General features: G+C 68.8%; 18 protein-coding genes and 1 pseudogene. 11 read left to right on the top strand and 8 right to left on the bottom strand.

What is annotated here, in order from left to right; translation table 11 throughout:
- Positions 1–5: 5 nt before the first annotated feature.
- The gene (ctlX, locus tag ABMA10_RS21020) at positions 6–980 is read left to right on the top strand and encodes a citrulline utilization hydrolase CtlX (protein WP_347869806.1); all 975 of its coding nucleotides are present in this window, start codon (positions 6–8) and stop codon (positions 978–980) included.
- 131 nt (positions 981–1,111) lie between these two features.
- On the opposite strand, the gene ABMA10_RS21015 is transcribed toward ctlX, so the two are convergent.
- Entirely contained in the window at positions 1,112–1,465 is a 354-nt protein-coding gene (locus tag ABMA10_RS21015) for a GNAT family N-acetyltransferase (RefSeq protein WP_347869805.1), read from the bottom strand.
- Between the two features lie 445 nt (positions 1,466–1,910).
- Here ABMA10_RS21015 and ABMA10_RS21010 point away from each other — a divergent pair, with 445 nt between their 5' ends.
- A complete protein-coding gene (locus tag ABMA10_RS21010; RefSeq protein ID WP_347869804.1) occupies positions 1,911–2,900 on the top strand; it encodes an aldo/keto reductase in 990 nt (329 codons plus the stop codon).
- A 24-nt stretch (positions 2,901–2,924) separates the two neighbouring features.
- Here the strand turns inward: ABMA10_RS21010 and ABMA10_RS21005 are convergent, their stop codons facing one another.
- Entirely contained in the window at positions 2,925–3,509 is a 585-nt protein-coding gene (locus ABMA10_RS21005) for a uracil-DNA glycosylase family protein (protein WP_347869803.1), read from the bottom strand.
- A gap of 41 nt (positions 3,510–3,550) precedes the next feature.
- Here ABMA10_RS21005 and ABMA10_RS21000 point away from each other — a divergent pair, with 41 nt between their 5' ends.
- The 4 genes from ABMA10_RS21000 (at position 3,551) to ABMA10_RS20985 (ending at position 7,087) form a co-directional block, all read left to right on the top strand.
- Positions 3,551–5,110 (top strand): deoxyguanosinetriphosphate triphosphohydrolase family protein, encoded by a 1,560-nt coding sequence (locus ABMA10_RS21000; RefSeq protein WP_347869802.1) that lies wholly within the window; start codon positions 3,551–3,553, stop codon positions 5,108–5,110.
- A 139-nt stretch (positions 5,111–5,249) separates the two neighbouring features.
- A complete protein-coding gene (locus ABMA10_RS20995) occupies positions 5,250–5,582 on the top strand; it encodes an ATP-dependent DNA ligase (RefSeq protein ID WP_347869801.1) in 333 nt (110 codons plus the stop codon).
- Between the two features lie 93 nt (positions 5,583–5,675).
- Entirely contained in the window at positions 5,676–6,077 is a 402-nt protein-coding gene (locus ABMA10_RS20990; protein ID WP_347869800.1) for a hypothetical protein, read from the top strand.
- Positions 6,078–6,133: 56 nt separating this feature from the next.
- The gene (locus tag ABMA10_RS20985) at positions 6,134–7,087 is read left to right on the top strand and encodes a helix-turn-helix transcriptional regulator (RefSeq protein ID WP_347869799.1); all 954 of its coding nucleotides are present in this window, start codon (positions 6,134–6,136) and stop codon (positions 7,085–7,087) included.
- A gap of 41 nt (positions 7,088–7,128) precedes the next feature.
- Here the strand turns inward: ABMA10_RS20985 and ABMA10_RS20980 are convergent, their stop codons facing one another.
- From ABMA10_RS20980 to ABMA10_RS20955, 6 genes and pseudogenes are all read right to left on the bottom strand, one after another.
- Entirely contained in the window at positions 7,129–7,404 is a 276-nt protein-coding gene (locus tag ABMA10_RS20980) for a hypothetical protein (protein ID WP_347869798.1), read from the bottom strand.
- 147 nt (positions 7,405–7,551) lie between these two features.
- Entirely contained in the window at positions 7,552–7,911 is a 360-nt protein-coding gene (locus tag ABMA10_RS20975) for a type II toxin-antitoxin system death-on-curing family toxin (protein WP_347869797.1), read from the bottom strand.
- Between the two features lie 133 nt (positions 7,912–8,044).
- Positions 8,045–9,733 (bottom strand): annotated as a pseudogene (locus ABMA10_RS20970) (ABC-F family ATP-binding cassette domain-containing protein).
- 128 nt (positions 9,734–9,861) lie between these two features.
- Entirely contained in the window at positions 9,862–10,929 is a 1,068-nt protein-coding gene (locus ABMA10_RS20965; RefSeq protein ID WP_347869796.1) for a phosphotransferase family protein, read from the bottom strand.
- A 96-nt stretch (positions 10,930–11,025) separates the two neighbouring features.
- Positions 11,026–11,859, bottom strand: a complete 834-nt coding sequence (locus ABMA10_RS20960) for an aldo/keto reductase (RefSeq protein WP_347869795.1) — start codon at positions 11,857–11,859, stop codon at positions 11,026–11,028.
- 80 nt (positions 11,860–11,939) lie between these two features.
- A complete protein-coding gene (locus ABMA10_RS20955; RefSeq protein WP_347869794.1) occupies positions 11,940–13,151 on the bottom strand; it encodes an MFS transporter in 1,212 nt (403 codons plus the stop codon).
- 177 nt (positions 13,152–13,328) lie between these two features.
- On the opposite strand from ABMA10_RS20955, the gene ABMA10_RS20950 reads away from it, so the two are divergent.
- From ABMA10_RS20950 to ABMA10_RS20930, 5 genes are all read left to right on the top strand, one after another.
- Positions 13,329–13,787: a MarR family winged helix-turn-helix transcriptional regulator gene (locus ABMA10_RS20950; protein WP_347869793.1), complete on the top strand. Its 459-nt coding sequence runs from the start codon at positions 13,329–13,331 to the stop codon at positions 13,785–13,787.
- 144 nt (positions 13,788–13,931) lie between these two features.
- Positions 13,932–14,897, top strand: coding sequence for a DMT family transporter (locus tag ABMA10_RS20945; protein WP_347869792.1), 966 nt, complete (start codon positions 13,932–13,934; stop codon positions 14,895–14,897).
- Between the two features lie 58 nt (positions 14,898–14,955).
- Positions 14,956–15,780, top strand: coding sequence for a carbon-nitrogen hydrolase family protein (locus ABMA10_RS20940; protein ID WP_347869791.1), 825 nt, complete (start codon positions 14,956–14,958; stop codon positions 15,778–15,780).
- Complete coding sequence (locus ABMA10_RS20935) at positions 15,777–16,736, top strand: M20/M25/M40 family metallo-hydrolase (protein WP_431030980.1); 960 nt, start codon at positions 15,777–15,779, stop codon at positions 16,734–16,736. The genes ABMA10_RS20940 and ABMA10_RS20935 overlap by 4 nt, the downstream gene beginning before the upstream one ends.
- Positions 16,648–17,082, top strand: a complete 435-nt coding sequence (locus ABMA10_RS20930; protein ID WP_431030979.1) for a M20/M25/M40 family metallo-hydrolase — start codon at positions 16,648–16,650, stop codon at positions 17,080–17,082. The genes ABMA10_RS20935 and ABMA10_RS20930 overlap by 89 nt, the downstream gene beginning before the upstream one ends.
- Positions 17,083–17,137 lie beyond the last annotated feature (55 nt).

Genomic DNA, 17,137 nt, shown 5'->3' with positions numbered 1-17,137 from the left:
CCAACATGTCCGTGCAGGCGCCGTCGGCCGTCGTGCTCATCCGGCCGCACCGCTTCACCCCGAACCCGCTGACGGCGGCCGACAACGTCTTCCAGGTCGCCGACGGCGTGCCTCCGAGTTCGGCTGTGGGTGTCGCGCACGCGGCGTTCGACGAGGTCACGGAAGCCGCGCACGCGCTCGACGCCGCTGGTGTGCGGGTGCATCTGTTCGACGACGAGGAGCCGGACCGACCGGACAGCGTGTTCCCGAACAACTGGCTGTCGACGCACGCCGGTGGCCACATCGCGGTGTACCCGATGTACGCCGTGAACCGACGGCGCGAGCGCCGGTGGGACATCGTCGAGATGTTGAAGCGGGAGTACCGGGTGCAGGATGTCATCGACTACTCCGGGCTGGAACTGGACGAGGTGTTCCTCGAAGGCACGGGCGCGATGGTGCTCGACCACGCGGCCCGCGTCGCCTTCGTCGCCCGCTCGCACCGCGCCGATCCCATCGCACTGGAGCGGTTCTGCACGAACTTCGGGTACGAGCCGCTCGTGTTCGACGCGATCGACCCCCACGGCGTCCCGATCTATCACACGAACGTCATGATGGGCGTGGCGACGGAGTTCGCACTCGTCGGGCTCGACCTCATCGCCTCGCCGGCACGCCGTGAGCAGGTCGTCGAGCGGTTGACCAGTCATGGACGCACGATCATCGACCTCACGTACGAGCAGGTGTGCGACTTCGCCGGGAACGCGATCGAGCTGCGCGGCACAGGTGGAGAGCGCATCCTCGCCATCTCCGGTCGGGCCGTGCAGAGCCTCCGTCCGGAGCAGCTGGCCGTCATCGAGCGCAGTTGCCGCATCCTCCCGCTCGACGTCCCGACCATCGAGCTCGCCGGTGGGTCCGTCCGCTGCATGATCGCGGGGATCCATCTCGACAGGAGACCGGCCGTCGTCGACACGTCCGCCTCCGTGTCGCAGTTCGTTCGTTCGTGACTCCTGCGACCCGTCGCGTTCCGGCGTCGGCCGGCTGACTCCGCGCGGCGGGCGGCCCCGCGCCGACGGAACAGCAGGAGGTGTGGACGTCGGCTACCCGTCGGGGCCGATCGGACAGCATCGGCGGAGAGCTAGCCGACCGAGCGGATGTCGTCGCCGAGCAGCATGGCGCGGGCCGCGTCGACGCCGGCGACGTCGGCGGCCCAGTCGGGGCGCCGGAAGTCGTCACGGACGAGCAGGAGACGTTGCGACTCCGAGACCTCGCCCGGCCGTGCCACGAAGCGATGCAGGCCGTTGTCCCGGTAGCCGAGACGACGGGAGACGCCGAGGGACGCTGCGTTCCAGACGGCGGCGTCCGATTCTGCGATCTCGGCGCCGAGGTGGTCGAAGACGAACTGCAGCAGTCCTGCGCGCATCTCGGTGCCGAGGCCCGTCCCCTGCTGGGACTCGGTCAGCCACGATCCGGAGGTGACCGTGCGTGTCACGGCGAAGTCCTTCGCGCCGACATCCTGCAGGCCGATGGGCACTCCGTCGGAGGACGGCGAGGTTGACGGACCACTCGGTGGGCGTCACTCCTGTGCGCTGCTGCCACAGGAACCGGGCGGTCTCGCGGATGAGCTGTTCGCGCGGTTGGTCGGTCCACGGCATCGAGAACGGCATGACCGCCGGGTCGTGGATCCCCGCGAGGGCCGCGTCGATCAGCCCGGGCAGATCCTCGTCGCGCACCGGGCGCAGCACCAGCCTGGGCGTGCGGATCTCGAGACCGAACAGCGGCCAGACGTCGATGAGGCTGAGCATCACTCCACGCTACCGGGTGATATCGCGGTTCCGGTCGGCTGTCGAGCCTGTGAGCACCGTGCGATGGATGTGCCACACTCGTCGCGCCGCGGGGATGACCGCGACCTGTTCGATGACGAGAAGGGCTCAACGATGAAGTACACGCACCTCGGCCGCACGGGGACCTCGGTCTCCCGCATCGTGCTCGGCACCATGAACTTCGGCGACCGGACGTCCGAGGAGGACTCGTTCGCCATCATGGACCGTGCGCTCGAACTCGGGGTCAACTTCTTCGACACCGCCAACGCCTACGGCGGTAGCGCCGGCCGTGGTGCCACCGAGGAGATCATCGGACGCTGGTTCGCTGCACGACCCGGCGTCCGCGACGACATCGTCCTCGCCACCAAGGTGCACTCGCCCATGGTCGCCCCGACGGACGACGGCGCCGACGTCGTCAACGCGCGCGGCGCCTCCGCCTGGCAGGTGCGGCGCGAGGCGATCCGTTCGCTCGAACGGCTCCAGACGGACCGGATCGACCTGTACCAGTTCCACCACATCGACCGTCACATCTCCTGGCAGGAACTCTGGCAGGCCATGGAGGTGCTCGTCGCTCGCGGCGAGGTCGTCTACACGGGCAGCTCGAACTTCGCTGCCTGGAACATCGCCCAGGCCAACGAGGTCGCCTCGCAACGCCACTTCCTCGGTCTTGTGAGCGAGCAGTCGCTCTACAACCTCGCGCAGCGCTCGATCGAGCTGGAGGTCATTCCGGCTGCCCAACACTACGGACTCGGCATCCTGCCGTGGTCGCCACTGTCCGGCGGTCTGCTGAGCGGAGGGTCCTCGGACAGACGAGCGCGATCCGGCGAGGTCCGCATCACCGTTGCGCGTGCGAAGCAGCAGGACCAGCTCGACGCCTACGACCGTTTCGCGGCCGAGCGCGGCTGGTCGTCCGCGTCGCTCGGCCTCGCGTGGTTGCTGCACCAGCCGGGCGTGACCGGTCCGATCATCGGGCCGCGCACCCTCGAGCAGTTGGAGTCCGCCGTCGCGGCCGTCGACATCGAGCTCAGCGCCGATGACCTCGCAGCTCTCGACGAACTCTTCCCCGGCCCGGGTGGACAGGCTCCGGAGGCCTACGCCTGGTGACGCGCGAGTGAGCGTGCTGACCGGTCAGGGATCGGTCAGCGCGCTCCGGACGTGCTCGGCGAGTCGTGGAACGGTCTCCTCCTGGAACCACGGGTTCTTCGACCGCCACCCGCGCGCGAGCGGTGACGGGTGCACGATCGGGAAGAACGGGAGGTAGGTCTCGGCCGCCCGGACCGAATCCGTGAGCGTCCGTCCGGCTCGTTCGCCGAGGTAGGCGCGCTGGGCGTAGGCGCCGATGAGGATCGTGAGCCGCACCTCGGTCAATTGCTCGAGCAGCGGGGGATGCCAGCGTGGAGCGAAGCCCCGCCGGGGCGGGAGGTCTCCGCTCGTGCCCTTGCCCGGGAAGTAGAAGTCCATCGGGATGATCGCCACGTTGCGCGGGTCGTAGAACTCGTCGTTCGTGAGGCCGAGCCAGGAGCGCAGCAGCACGCCGCTCGGGTCGTTCCACGGGATGCCGGAGTCCTGCGCGAGTCGGCCTGGCGCTTGACTGATGATGAGGATGCGGGCCTCCGGCGATGCGACGAACAGCGGTTCGTATCCGAGGCCGCGCGCCCATGCGTTGGAGTCGTGCGCAGCGATCTCCGCGCGGAGACGATCGATCGGATGCACGACAGCAGTCTGCCATCGCGCGGGCGCAATAGGGTGAGTGGATGGACGACGAACAGCGCAGACGCCGGCTCATCCCGGAGACCGTCGACCGGTTCGCCACCGGCGAGGACTATCCGGAGTACCGGGTGGACCTCGAACGCATCCGGTTCTCGCCGTACTTCGCGCGGCTCTCCGCCGTGACGCAGGTCGTGTCGCCGTCCGGCGTCGGCCAGGTGGTGCACAACCGCCTCACGCACTCGATCAAGGTGACCGCGGTCGCCCGCGCGATCGCGATGCAGCTGACGACGACGGACGCAGAGCAGACCGCGATCGTCGAACGCCTCGGCGGTTGCGATCCCGTCGTCGTCCAGGCTGCCGCCAGTGCGCACGACCTCGGGCACCCGCCGTTCGGCCACCTCGGAGAGCAGGTCCTGGACCGCCTCGCCCGGGAGCGCCTGGGCCTCGCGGAGGGCTTCGAGGGCAATGCGCAGTCGTACCGCATCCTCGCGGCGCTCGACGTGTGCGAGACGGTCAAGGAGGGCCTCAACCTCACGGCGGCATCCCGCGCGGCAGTGCTCAAGTACCCGTGGGGCCGCACGCTGAGTCGGCCACAGATCGACTCCGACGACCCGACGCGTCTGCCGCGCGGCTCGACCGCGAGCCGTTGGGAGACCGCGCCGCCGAAGTTCTCCGCCTACACCCTCGACCTCGACGACATGCTCGACGCCCGCAGCGCCTTCACCGCGATCGCACCCTGGCAACAGACGGTCGAGTGCTCCGTCATGGACGTCGCCGACGACATCGCGTACTCGCTCCACGACCTCGACGACTTCTACCGGGCGGGCGTCCTCCAGCAGGCGGCGGTGGCGGTGGAGTTCAGGACCTTCCTGCGCGACCAGGCCGCACTCGCCGCACTCGACGCCGACGAGCTCTGGAACCGCACGCCGGGCCACTCGCTCGAACTCCTGCGTCGCCGCATCGTGTCGCGCGACCCGTGGATCGCGAGTGATGAGCACTTCCGTGCCTCCGTGCAGCGGGTGTCGACCGAGCTCGTCGAAGGCCTGCTTGCCGTTCCGTTCGACGGATCCAGTCGCACCGAGCGAGCCATCGAGGCATTCGTCTCGTCCTGGATCGGCCGGCTGCAGCGCTCGGTGCTCGTCGTCGAGGAGCCGAACGTCCGCTCCGGACACGTCGCACTGCTGCCGGAGGCCTGGCACGACGTCACCGTGCTGAAGTTCGTGCACACCCGTTTCGTCATCGACCGACCCGACTTCGCCACCTACCAGCGCGGCCAGTCGAAGGTGCTCGACGTGCTCGTGACGGAGCTCGACAGCTGGCTCGACGACCCGCGTGACGGCCCACGCGCTCCGCAGAAGCTCCTCGACTTCGTGGAACTCGCGACCGACGGCTACTTCCGCCTGCGCGCCGACAATCCGGAATGGCTGCCCATCGACCCGGACGCGAAGGCCCGCGACCGCCCGCAGATCGACGCGCGCGCCCTCGGCAGACTCGGTCGTGCGCGCGGCATCCTCGACTACGTCGCGTCGCTCACCGACGAACAGGCGACGGCGCTCGCCGCGCGCCTCCGCGGCGACCGTGAAGCCTGGGCCTTCGGCAGCTGAACGCCAGGTGAGCATCCGGGCAGAACGGACGCGGTGAGTACGTAATCCGGATAGTCGGCGGCCTCGCTCCGGGCATGGAGCGTAGCTTTGCGGCGACGCCTGAGATCTGGGCGACGAGGAGAGACAGGATTGCGCATTCATGGGAAATCTGCTGTACGGAACCCCGCCGACACCGCACGAGATCGAGGACCGTCTGCTGGCTCACCTCCAGACGGTCATCTTCACGAAGTTCCGCCGCAATGAGAGCTTCGCATTCCACCTCGACGCCGTCCCCGGTCGCGGGACCGGCCGGCAGTCGCTGTGGTTGAACCCGATGATCCCGCTGCAGTTCTCCTTCTACGGCAGTCGGGCTCCTGAGCTGAACCGCGAGTGGCTGGCCGTGCTCCTCGAGCAGGCGAACAGCGCGAAAGGCATGCGCATGGTGCCGGAACCCGCCGCGGGAAGTGTGCGGCACATGGAGCCTGCGGCCTAAGGTCAGGTGCAGGCGTTCGCGAGGACGCCGTCACGACCCCTGCATGCAGGGGCCGCCGGGACAACCGCGCAGCATCGCTTTGGGGGTGGGATCGTGACGGAGTGGATGGATGGCGCCTCGGCGCCCGACTTCCTCAGCTTCGACGACGCCCAGACCTCGATGAGGCTGCTCGATCGTGCGGACGTGATCTTCGAGTGCACCCATCGGAGCGCGACGCACGACGGCGGTATCACGGTGGGCCGGGACACTGTGGTGCTCGGAGGAACCGACGACGTCGTGCTCATCGAGTCGGACAACGTCGTCGGATGGTGGATGGGCGATCGCGCGGACGTCACGATGCTGACCATCTGGTCCCGGCTTCCCGAGGCCACCCATGAGACGTCGGTGCTGGGGCCGTTTGTCGGGATGGCATCGGTCGCTCTGGCCGAGATCTTCGGAGATGCACAACGGCCGTTGGCCAGTGTGGTTGACCGACTTCCTGTCCCATCGGTTTGACGAAAGACGAGCGCTTGAGGGCGTGAGCACAGGATCCTCATGAGATTCTATGTTCGATGAGCGAAAACCCAGCCCCTGCTGACCGGTTCGAGGTTGCCGGAAGCGACATCGAACAGGCCCAGGAGCTGTTCGGTGGAGCGTACAACGCCGGCGAGATGATCATCGAGCCGACAGCCGCTGAGTTCACGTACCGGTACACCTCCGTCGGTGACGAGGAACTCACGCTCCGCGGCACGCAGTTCACCGGGCGGGTCACGGGTGCCGTGCTGACGGAGGGCGAGTACATCGTGTCGTGGCTCACCGGCGGTGACGGCGCGACCGACCTCCTGGGCGACCCGGTGCGTCTGGTGCACGGCCAACCGGCGGTCTTCGCGAACGACAGGCTCGCGCAGTTCGACTTCACCGACTACCGGCAGAACCTCATGCACTTCGACGGTGCCTTCGTCGAACGCGTCGCCGGAGACGTCGAAGGGGCGAGCGGTCCGATCCTGTTCGACACCACAGCCCGGCCGACCGGAACCGCTCTCCGTCGTTGGGCCGCTTCGGTGACCGCGGTCGCCCGGGTGGTCTACGACGACACGAGCCCAGCGCTCCTGCGGGCGGAGGCGAATCGTGCGGCGGCAATCGCCCTGCTCGAGACCTTTCCGCATACCGCGCTGCACGCCCCGGTCGAGATCGGTCTGCCGCCCGCCGGGAAGACCCGCGTGGCGGTCGAGTTCATGATCGCGAACGCGCACCTGCCGATCCGGACGGAGGACGTCGCCATTGCCGCCGAGATGAGCCAGCGCAGCCTGCAGAGCGCATTCCGACGCGAGTACGACATCACCGCGCACGACTACCTCCGCCGGATCCGTCTCGACCGCGTCCAGGAGGAGCTGCAGACCGGCGACCCGAGCGGGACGACCGTCGCGGAGATCGCCGGACGCTGGGGCTTCGCCCACCTGGGGAGGTTCTCCGCCTCGTACACGAGCCGCTTCGGGGAGTACCCGAGCACGACTCTCGGTTCATGACCCTCGGCCCCTGACGGCGCCGACTCGCGTGCAGGCAGGCCTCAGAGGTCGTCGAACTCGTCGAATTCGTCGAACACCTGCACCGGCGAATCCTCCAGCGCGGGCACCGCTTCCAGGCCGCGAGCCTGCGTCGTCTCGATCCGCACGGTCAGCCCGGGTGTGATGAGGACGTCGAGGAGTCGATCCCGGACGACCACGATGCTGACGAACTGTCCGCCGCTCCGCACCGCCGATTCGAGTTCCGCCTTCAGATCCGAGATGTCGACGCTCGGATCGATCTCGTAGGACGCGCGATCGATGGTGATGCTGTGCCGCACAGCCGTCACCTCCTCGCCCCGTTCATCCTCGCAAGCGTAGGCAACCCGGCGCCGAAGCGCTGCGGGTTGACGTCCGGCCCGGGGCGTGCGGGGGTGCCTGCCGGGCATCGCTGTAGGTCCGCCGCGGGCAGCCCGGGACGCTCGCCGTCACACCGACGGCAGAAGAGCGAATCCCCGGAGCGCGGATGTGATGAACGCCAGTTCGCCGTCGCCGGTGGCAACCGCCTCCATGAGACGTTCCGCCGCATCAACATCGAACCGACTGTCCAACCGAATGCCGTTCGCACCCAAGAACACCCAGGTACTCGCCCATGCAGTTCGCGTGTTGCCGTCGAGGAACGCGCGGTTCCGGGCGACGGAGTGCAACAGGGCCGCGGCCTTGGTGAAGAGGTCGGGGTACGCATCAAGCCCGAAAACCATGCTCTGGGGTCGCGCAACGGCCGCGTCCAGGAGCCCGAAGTCCCGCACTTTCCGATCATCGGCAGCAGCGAAGGCGGCATCGTGCACGAACGACTTCAGGGAAGCGTCCGTGTCGGCCACCGATGCTCGAAGCTGTGCGAGCTCTGCGTCGCTGAACGAGATGTTGAGAGCAGGCAGATGTCGATGATCGTCATCCGGTACCAGAATCGGTACCCGACGACTAGCGGGCGCGGGCGACGCGGGTCTCCTCCCAGATCGGGCCATCGGATGACTGGACGCGACCGTCGGCACCGAACACGAGGAAACGGTCGAAACCTCGAGCGAACCAGCGGTCGTGCGTCACCGCGATGACCGTCCCCTCGAACCCCGCGAGTCCCTGTTCGAGCGCTTCGGCCGAGACGAGGTCCAGGTTGTCCGTCGGCTCGTCGAGCAGCAGCAGGGTCGCGCCCGACAGCTCCAACAGCAGGATCTGCAAGCGCGCCTGCTGGCCACCCGACAGCGACTCGAACCGTTGCTCGGCAGCACCGGCCAGGCCGTAGCGGTCGAGGACGCGACTCGCCGCCTCCCTGGGGAGCCCGGTGCGGTGCTCGTCACCGCGGTGCAGGATGTCGAGCAGCGTCTTGCCGACGAGCTCCGGATGACGATGGGACTGCGCGAATCAACCCGGCTGCACGCGTGCGCCGAGGGTCGCGACGCCGTCGTGGAGGACCGGTTCCAGTTCGATGCCCGCAGCGGCCAGATGGCCGGCGCTCGGATCCGGGTCGGTCCCGCCGCCCGCGAGGAGCCGGAGGAAGTGGGACTTGCCGGAGCCGTTCGAGCCGAGGACGCCGATGCGTTCGCCGAACCAGATCTCCGAATCGAACGGCTGCATGAGGCCCGTGAGCTCGAGCTTCGTGCAGACGACCGCGCGTTTGCCCGTCCGTGACCCTCGCAGCCGCATCGCGACCTGCTGATCCTTCGGACGCTCCTCGGGTGGCCCGGCCTCCTCGAACTTCGCGAGCCGCGTCTGCGCCGCACGATACCGGGAGGCCATCGAGTCGTTGAACTTCGACTGCTCGCGGAGCCGGAGCACCAGGGCGCGGAGCTTGATGCGGTCCTCGTCCCACCGGCGCCGGAGCTCGTCGAGCCGATCCAGTCTCGCCTCTCTCGCCTCGTGATACGTCCGGAAGTTCGCTCCGTGCGTCCAGGTCGTACTCCCGGCGGCTCCGACCTCGAGGGTGATGATGCGTGTCGCCGCCTGGGCGAGGAGCTCGCGATCGTGGGAGACGAGCAGCACCGTCTTGCGCGTCTCGGCGAGCATGCCCTCCAGCCAGCGCTTCGTCGGGACGTCGAGGGAGTTGTCCGGCTCGTCGAGGAGGAGGACCTGCTCGGGGCCGCGGAACAACGCCTCGAGGACGAGTCGCTTCTGCTCGCCGCCCGACAGGGTGTTCAGCGTCCGCCACTGCGCCCGGTCGTAGGAGATACCCAGAGCCGCTTCGGCACAGTTGTCCCAGAGGACCTCCTGATCGTAGCCGCCGGCATCCGCGTACTCGGCGAGCGTCGTCGCGTACGCCATCTGCGTCGCCTCGACGTCGTCCTCCATGAGCGCCAGCTCGGCGCGGTCGACCGCTTCGGCAGCCGCCCGGACGCGCGGAGGGGCGACGCTCACGAGGAGGTCGCGCACCGTCTGCTCTGTGCCGCCCCGGCCGACGAACTGGTCCATGACGCCGAGACCGCCGTCGATCGACACCACACCGGAGTCCGGCTGGAGCTCGCCGCGGATGATGCGCAGCAGCGTCGTCTTGCCGGCGCCGTTCGCCCCGATGAGCGCGGCGATCGCACCTTCGCCGACCCGGAACGAGACCTCGTCGAGCAGGGTCCGGCCGTCGCTCAGCGTGTAACTGAGATCGCTGACGTCGATGTAGCCCATGATCACACTCTCCAGGGAGCGTGTCGCTCCCGAACGGACCCTTCGCTTGCGCGTAGGCCGCCCACCGCCTGGCGAGCCGACCAGTCTAGCGGCGCGTAGCCCGCGCGGTCGAGTCGACCATGCCGGTGTCAGGCGATTGAGCCGACGATGTCGACGATCCAGGCACGGACCGTCGCGTCGTGCTCCACGAACCAGTCGCCGTGGTAGCCACGCGGGACACCCTCCACCACCATGATCAGCGCGAGGTAGAGCGACCAGAGGCGGGCGCGGCGTTCAGCGTCGTCATCCGGCAGGAGCTCGCGGCCGGACCCATCGCGATAGCCGCTGAGCAGCTCGGCGTCGGCGGAGATCGTCTCCGGGACATCGGTGAAGAGGGCGAGCGAGACGAGGTCTGCGGTCGGGTCCGCCCAGTGAGCGCGCTCGTGGTCGATGACGCCCGTAAGCTCAGCGGCATCGGCACCGTGCTCCGGCATGACGAGGAGGTTTCCGTCCCAGAGGTCGAAGTGCACGAGCGTCGGCACGGTGACAGAAGCGAAGGCGTGCAGTGAGGATTCGACGAGACCGCGGATGGCGTCCGGCTCGATCGGCAGCTCGACCTCGAATCGGGCAGCATCCGCCAGCACCGCTTCGAGCATCAGCCGGTAGGCCTCTGCCGCGCTCGCCGCCTGGAGTTCGGGGCGGAACGGGTAGCCGAAGGCGTTGTCGTCGTCGAGCCCGGTGTCCGAGCCCGGTACCGCGGTGCCGTCCTGGTCGTCGCGTTCCACGTGGAACGGCGTGTTCCCCGCCTCGTGCAGACGCGCGAGCGTCCGGCCGAGCAGCCTGCGACCGAGGGGAACCGTCTCGGTACTGTCCGCCGGCCGACCCGTGAGCTCGGTCATCACCAGGGCGTCGCGGTCGTCGAGGGTCGCCTCGAAGATGATCTCCGGCTGCGGGACGTCGGCTCGGCCGAGGACGCGGAGCGCGAGGGCCTCCGTGCACACGAGTTCGCGTTCGTAGGCGAGTCCGTCGGTCGACGCGGGTGAGAGCTTGACGATCGCGCGTTCGCCGCCGTCGAGTTCCACGGCCGCGACCTCGTTCGCCGTGCCCTTGCCGAGCATGGTGATCGTGGGGCTGCCGGGTTGCATCGCGGGACGCTCGGCCGCCCAGTGCTCCGCCAGCGCGATCATCGTGTCGCTCGGTGCGTGCTTGTCGCTCATCCGCCCACGGTAGCCGAGATGGTGGTGCGCACCTCGACAGGCTCGGGGACCGGGGGCGGGCCCTCGTCCCGCTCGCCGAGCTTGTCGAGGTGTCCCTCAGTTGACGTCGGCGGGGTGCGGGCCGTCGCGGCCGTCGCGGTCGAGGGCGTCGATCGCGACGAGGTCGTCGGCGTCGAGCTGCACGGACACCGAGGCGAGGTTCTCACGGATGCGCGCCGGCGTCACCGACTTCGGGATGGCGACGCGGCCGTGGTCGAGGTGCCAGCGCAGGATGACCTGGGCGGGCGTCGCACCGACACGTGCTGCGATGTCGGTGATCGCCGGATCGCCGAGGAGGCCGCCCTGGGCGAGCGGGCTCCACGCCTCGGTCAGGATGCCGTGCTTCGCGCCGAACGCCTGCACCTCGCGCTGCTGGAGCGCGGGGTGCGCCTCCACCTGGTTGACCGCAGGGATGATGCCTCCGAGGTCGATCACGCGCTGCAGGTGCTCGGTTTGGAAGTTCGAGACGCCGATCGCCTTCGCGCGACCCTCGGCGAACAAGCGCTCGAGCGCACGCCAGCTGTCGAGGTAGCGGTCGTTCGCGGGTGCCGGCCAGTGGATGAGGTACAGGTCGACGCTGTCGAGACCGAGCTTCCCGAGGCTGTCGTCGAAGGCGCGCAGCGTGCTGTCGAACCCTTGGTCGTCGTTCCAGAGCTTCGTCGTGACGAATAGCTCGTCGCGGTCGACGCCCGACTCGGCGATGGCTCGGCCGGTGCCGCGCTCGTTGCCGTAGATCGCGGCGGTGTCGATGCTGCGGTAGCCGGCCTCCAGGGCGCTCGCGACAGCAGCGGTCGTCTCGTCGTCCGGCACCTGGAACACGCCGAAGCCGAGCTGCGGCATGGTCGTGCCGGTGTTGAGGGTGACGGTGGGCACAGTGGTGGTCGAGGTCATGATGTCCGTTCTGCGGGAGGGAGGTGTCGGATGGAGCCGGCCGGAATGGTTCACGACTCCTGCTGGATGCGCGGGTCGGTTCAGACCGACTGCGGGACGTCCGTGCGGATGCTGCCGGTCGGTGCGTCCTGCAGGAGTTGCGGACGGGACCGCTTGGCGGCGGCCGCAGCGATGACGATGACGACGAGTCCGAGCAGGCTGATCGCCGCACCGGCCCAGATCGGCGAGGTGTAGCCGAGACCCGCCGTGATCGTCACGCCGCCGAGCCAGGCACCGAGGGCATTGCCGAGGTTGAACGCGGCGATGTTCGCGCCGGAGGCCAGCGTGGGAGCCGACGAGGCGTACCGCATGACGCGCATCTGCAGGCCTGGCACGGTCGCGAAACCGAAACCACCCATGAGGACCAGCGCGAAGACGGTCGCGATCGGCGACTGTGCGCTCGCAGCGAACGCGACGAGGATGACGGTGAGCGCTGCGATCACGACGATGAGCGTGCGATCGAGGTTGCGGTCCGCCGCCTTGCCGCCGACGATGTTGCCCACGAGCAGGCCGACACCGAAGAGGATGAGCAGCCATGGCACGGTCGTCGAGGCGAACCCGCTGACTTCGGTGAGCGTGTACGCGATGTAGGTGAACGCACCGAACATGCCGCCGTAGCCGAGGACGGTCACGGCGATCGACAACCACACCTGACCGGAGCGGAATGCGCGGAGCTCGGCGAGCAGGGAGCCGGGGACCTCGTCCTCCTTCGGCTTCGGAACGAGCGCGAGGATGCCGAAGAACGCGATGACGCCGATCACCGTGATGGCCCAGAACGTCGAGCGCCACCCGAACTGCTGGCCGAGGAGCGTGCCGAACGGGACGCCGAGGACGTTCGCGGCGGTGAGACCGGTGAACATGATCGCGATGGCACCGGCCTGCTTGTGCTTGGGCACCATGGACGCGGCGAGGACGGAGCCGATCCCGAAGAACGCGCCATGGCTGAGCGCGGCGATGATACGTCCTGCCATCATCAGCTCGTAGCTGCCGGCGAGGGCGGAGACGAGGTTGCCGGCGATGAAGAGCACCATGAGTGCCAGGAGGACGGGCTTCTTCGGGAGGCGGGTGACGGCGGCCGTGAGCGCGAGTGCGCCGACGACGACTGCGAGGGCGTAACCGGAGATGAGCCACCCGGCGGCGGCCTCCGAAACACCGAAGTCAGCGGCCACCTCGGGGAGGAGGCCCATGATGACGAACTCGGTGAGGCCGATGCCGAAGCCGCCGAGGGCGAGAGCGATGAGACCGATGGGCATGATGATTCCTGCGATTCCGTGGGTTGGAGTGGATGGGTGCTGGTGTTCAGCAGGTGAAGCGCGTACGCTGGTAGTTGCAAGCGCGTGATAAATATGGTTGCACACGCTCGTTAATTGCGCAAGCGGATATGCGCGCGTGCAACGAACTTGACCACAGGCTGTGACGGAGGAGGAACGATGGGTATCGCCGATGACGCCGTCGAGGTTCGAGCGCAGGGTTGGCGGACATTGGCCGCTCTCTATGGAGCGATCGAATCCGACCTCGAGCGGGCGCTCCAGGCTGAGGCAAAGCTCTCCGTCGTCGAGTACACCGTGCTCGACGCCCTGAGCCGCCAGGACGGCTGGCACATGCGGATGCAGCAACTCGCGCGTGCCACCGCGCTGTCCCCGAGCGCCACGACCCGTCTCGTGAACCGCCTCGAGGAGCGCGCCCTGCTCACCCGCATCCTCTGCGCCGACGACCGCCGGGGCATCTATACGGAGCTCACGGCCGCCGGCAAGGCGCTCCTCGAAGCGGCCCGCCCCGTGCACGACCGCGCGCTCGAAGCGTCGCTCGGCGCCGCAGAGCAGCTCCCGGAACTCGCGCCGCTCGTCGATGCCATCCACCGCCTGGAGCCGGCTGCACTCTCTGCCTAACTCAGGAATGCGCTCGGCGTGTCGGCTGCAGGAGCCGCCGAGGAGGGCGACACGCCGCCCGCTTCCTGAGATAGGGAAGTGGTGTCGGGTCGGCGGTGTCGGCGGATGCTGCCAAGCTGAGCTGGGTCCGATGACAGGAGCGCGATGACGACGGCAGGAACAGCAGCACCCGGCAGCCTCAGGCGCGCCGCCGGCTCCAGGCGCGTCCTCTTCGCCTACCTCGGTGCTGCGCTCATCTGGGGTGCGAGCTTCCTCTTCATGAAGACGGGCCTGACGGGGCTCGCACCTGCCCAGGTTGCGCTCTCCCGGCTCGTGCTCGGAGCACTCACGCTCTGCGTCATCATGCTCGTCACCCGTCGTCGGTGGCCGCGCGAGCGACGCCTCTGGGCCCACCTCGCGGTCGTCTCGGTCTTCCTCTGCGTCGCGCCGTTCCTGCTGTTCTCGTGGGCAGGGCAGTTCCTGCCGTCGGGGCTGTCGAGCATCCTCAACGCCACGACACCGATCATGACGCTCGCCGTCGGCGCGATCCTCCTGCCGAAGGAGCGCTTGAGCGGATTGCAGGTGTTCGGCATCTTCGTCGGTGCGCTCGGCGTCGCGATCGTCGTCGGTCCATGGCGCATGCTGGCGGACCCGGCGATCCTCGAGTCGGTGCCCGCCCAGCTCGCCTGTCTCGGCGCCACGCTCTGTTACGGCATCGCGTTCGTCTACCTGCGGAAGTTCGTGCTGGGGACACACCACTACGACGCCGTCGTCATCTCGGCCGTGGAGATCTCGCTGGCCGCCGTCATCATGCTGGTCCTCTCACCGTTCATCGCGATGCAGCCCGTCTCCCTCGACCTGCCGGTGGTGCTGAGCATGCTCGCCCTCGGCGCGCTCGGCACCGGTGTCGCGTACATCTGGATGACCACCATCGTCGACACCTGGGGCCCGACGGCCGCGTCGACCGTCACCTACCTCACCCCGCTCGTCGGCGTGGTCCTCGGCATCCTCGTGCTCGGCGAGGTGCTGCACTGGAACGAACCGGTCGGCGGCGTCGTCGTGGTCCTCGGCATCCTCGTCGCACAGGGCAAGCTGCGTCTGCGGCGACGGGCGCGCACCGTCTCGGTCTAGGGTGGGCGAACGGTCGCCTGCAGTCGGGTGACGTCCATCCCACGGAACGAGGTTTCACATGCGCATCGCATCCGGGCAGTTCTCCGCCGGGACGGACATCGACGAGAACCTCGCGAGCGTGATCGCCCTCCTCGGCGAGGCGGCAGCCGGCGGAGCTGAACTCCTGGTGCTTCCCGAGATGAGCAGTTACGCGACGAAGGAGCCCCCGAGCGCGCTCGCGGCCATCGCGCAGCCGCTCGACGGACCATTCATCGCGGGTGTCGCTGCGGCTGCCGCGGCCCGCTCGCTGCCCGTCGTGATCGGCACCATCGAGGAGAACCCGGGCGGACTGCCGTACAACACGCTCGTCGCGATCGACGCTGAGGGCGTGGTTGTCGCGAGCTACCGCAAGGTGCACCTGTACGACGCCTTCGGCTATGCGGAGAGCGATGGCATCACGGCGGGGGAGATCACCGAGCCGTTCGTGCTCGACCTCGGCGACCTCCGTGTCGGCGCCTTCACCTGTTACGACCTCCGCTTCCCGGAGAGCGCCCGGCGCCTCATCGATGCTGGCGCGAACGTGTTGCTGCTCCCGGCGATGTGGATCGTCGGCCCAGGCAAGGAAGACGCCTGGACGACGCTCGTCCGCGCTCGGGCGATCGAGAACACCGCCTACGTCGTGAGCGCGAACCAGACCGGCCCGTTGGCGACGGGCAACTCGATCATCGTCGACCCGGCAGGCGTCGTCATCGCAGCGGCCGGCGAAGCCCCCGGGGTCGTCTTCGCCGAGCTCGACGTCGCGCGCCTGGACGCCGTCCGGGCGCGGGTCCCCTCGCTGGCCAATCGTCGCTTCAGCGTGGTTCCGCGGCCGGTGCAGTCTCCGACGACGGCGCCCTCCGCATGAGCGACCCACTCGGTCTGTCCGAGGTCGTCACGATCACCCGTGACCTCATCCGGATCGACACCTCGAACTTCGGTGGTGGCCGAGCGGTCGGCGAGTCACGAGCGGCGGACCTCGTCGAACGGCTGCTCGGCGAGGTCGGCATCGTCTGCGAGCGTTTCGAGGCGGAACCCGGGCGCACCAACCTCGTCGCACGCTGGCCCGGCCGTGATCGCTCCCTGCCCGGGCTGCTGCTGCACGGTCACCTCGACGTCGTCCCGGTGGACGCGGCGGCGTGGACCGTGGACCCCTTCGGGGGCGAGATCGCCGACGGCCTCCTGTGGGGTCGCGGCGCCGTCGACATGAAGAACATGGTCGCGATGATCGTCGCCTCGGTCCGACGCCTCATCACCGCCGGCGAGCAGCCCGAACGCGACGTCGTGCTCGCCTTCTTCGCCGACGAGGAGGCCGGCTGCGTCCTCGGGTCGCAGTGGATGGTCGAGAACCACCCGGAACAGTTCGCGGGTGTCCGGGACGCCATCAGCGAGGGCGGCGGCTACAGCGTCACCCTCGGCGACCAGCGCAACTCGCGCGCCTACCTGCTGAACACCGGGGAGAAGGGCGTGCTCTGGCTGCGGCTCGCCGCCCACGGCGCGGCCGGACACGCCTCGCTCGCAAGCACCGACTCCGCGATCGTGAAGCTCGCCGCCGCGGTCGGCCGGATCGGCGCACTCGACTGGCCGGTGTCGTTCACCGCGACGACGACGCACCTCTTCGAACGCTTGCGCGAGCTGACCGGCGCATCGGCGGAGCTGTCGCCGTTCGAGCTCGCTGCGCTCGTCGGGCCGAGCGCCTCTGAGGGCCGGGCTCCAGAACGTCGCGAACGTCACGATGCTCTCCGGTGGGTACAAGGAGAACGTCATCCCGGAGTCGGCCACGGCGACCGTCGACGCACGGTTCCTTCCCGGGCAACGCGATGAGGTCATCGCCCGGATCCGAGAGGCGGCCGGACCGGGCGTCGACGTCGAGGTCCAGCTGGAACTCATCGCGATGGAGTCACCCGACGACGGCGAGATCGTCTCGGTGATCGCCGCGGCCATCGAGCGCCACGATCCGGGAGCGACGGTCCTCCCGCACCTCATCCCCGGGGGCACCGACGCGAAGGCGCTGTCCCGACTCGGGATCACCGGCTACGGGTTCATCCCCCTCCGGCTGCCGGCGGACTTCGATTTCCCGGGCATGTTCCACGGTGTCGACGAGCGTGTACCGCTCGAGGCGCTGGACTTCGGCTGCGCCGTCCTGACGGACATCATCCGCTCGGCCTGAGGCGCCACCTCGCCGGTCGGCATCGCGTTCGGGGCCGCGTGCCGGCCGGCGGGAA

It is taken from the genome of Plantibacter sp. RU18 (assembly GCF_050613355.1).
Lineage (GTDB): Bacteria > Actinomycetota > Actinomycetes > Actinomycetales > Microbacteriaceae > Plantibacter.
This window is presented reverse-complemented; position numbering and strand designations above follow the sequence as displayed.

Bases quoted from the DNA above. Each gene is read 5' to 3' on its own strand.
- ABMA10_RS20960 (WP_347869795.1), bottom strand. From the start codon at position 11,859: ATGACCTCGACCACCACTGTGCCCACCGTCACCCTCAACACCGGCACG.
- ABMA10_RS20950 (WP_347869793.1), top strand. From the start codon at position 13,329: ATGGGTATCGCCGATGACGCCGTCGAGGTTCGAGCGCAGGGTTGGCGG.
- ABMA10_RS21000 (WP_347869802.1), top strand. From the start codon at position 3,551: ATGGACGACGAACAGCGCAGACGCCGGCTCATCCCGGAGACCGTCGAC.
- ABMA10_RS20930 (WP_431030979.1), top strand. From the start codon at position 16,648: ATGCTCTCCGGTGGGTACAAGGAGAACGTCATCCCGGAGTCGGCCACG.
- ABMA10_RS20985 (WP_347869799.1), top strand. From the start codon at position 6,134: ATGAGCGAAAACCCAGCCCCTGCTGACCGGTTCGAGGTTGCCGGAAGC.
- ABMA10_RS20965 (WP_347869796.1), bottom strand. From the start codon at position 10,929: ATGAGCGACAAGCACGCACCGAGCGACACGATGATCGCGCTGGCGGAG.
- ABMA10_RS20940 (WP_347869791.1), top strand. From the start codon at position 14,956: ATGCGCATCGCATCCGGGCAGTTCTCCGCCGGGACGGACATCGACGAG.
- ctlX (WP_347869806.1), top strand. From the start codon at position 6: ATGTCCGTGCAGGCGCCGTCGGCCGTCGTGCTCATCCGGCCGCACCGC.
- ABMA10_RS20995 (WP_347869801.1), top strand. From the start codon at position 5,250: ATGGGAAATCTGCTGTACGGAACCCCGCCGACACCGCACGAGATCGAG.
- ABMA10_RS21010 (WP_347869804.1), top strand. From the start codon at position 1,911: ATGAAGTACACGCACCTCGGCCGCACGGGGACCTCGGTCTCCCGCATC.
- ABMA10_RS20955 (WP_347869794.1), bottom strand. From the start codon at position 13,151: ATGCCCATCGGTCTCATCGCTCTCGCCCTCGGCGGCTTCGGCATCGGC.
- ABMA10_RS20945 (WP_347869792.1), top strand. From the start codon at position 13,932: ATGACGACGGCAGGAACAGCAGCACCCGGCAGCCTCAGGCGCGCCGCC.
- ABMA10_RS20935 (WP_431030980.1), top strand. From the start codon at position 15,777: ATGAGCGACCCACTCGGTCTGTCCGAGGTCGTCACGATCACCCGTGAC.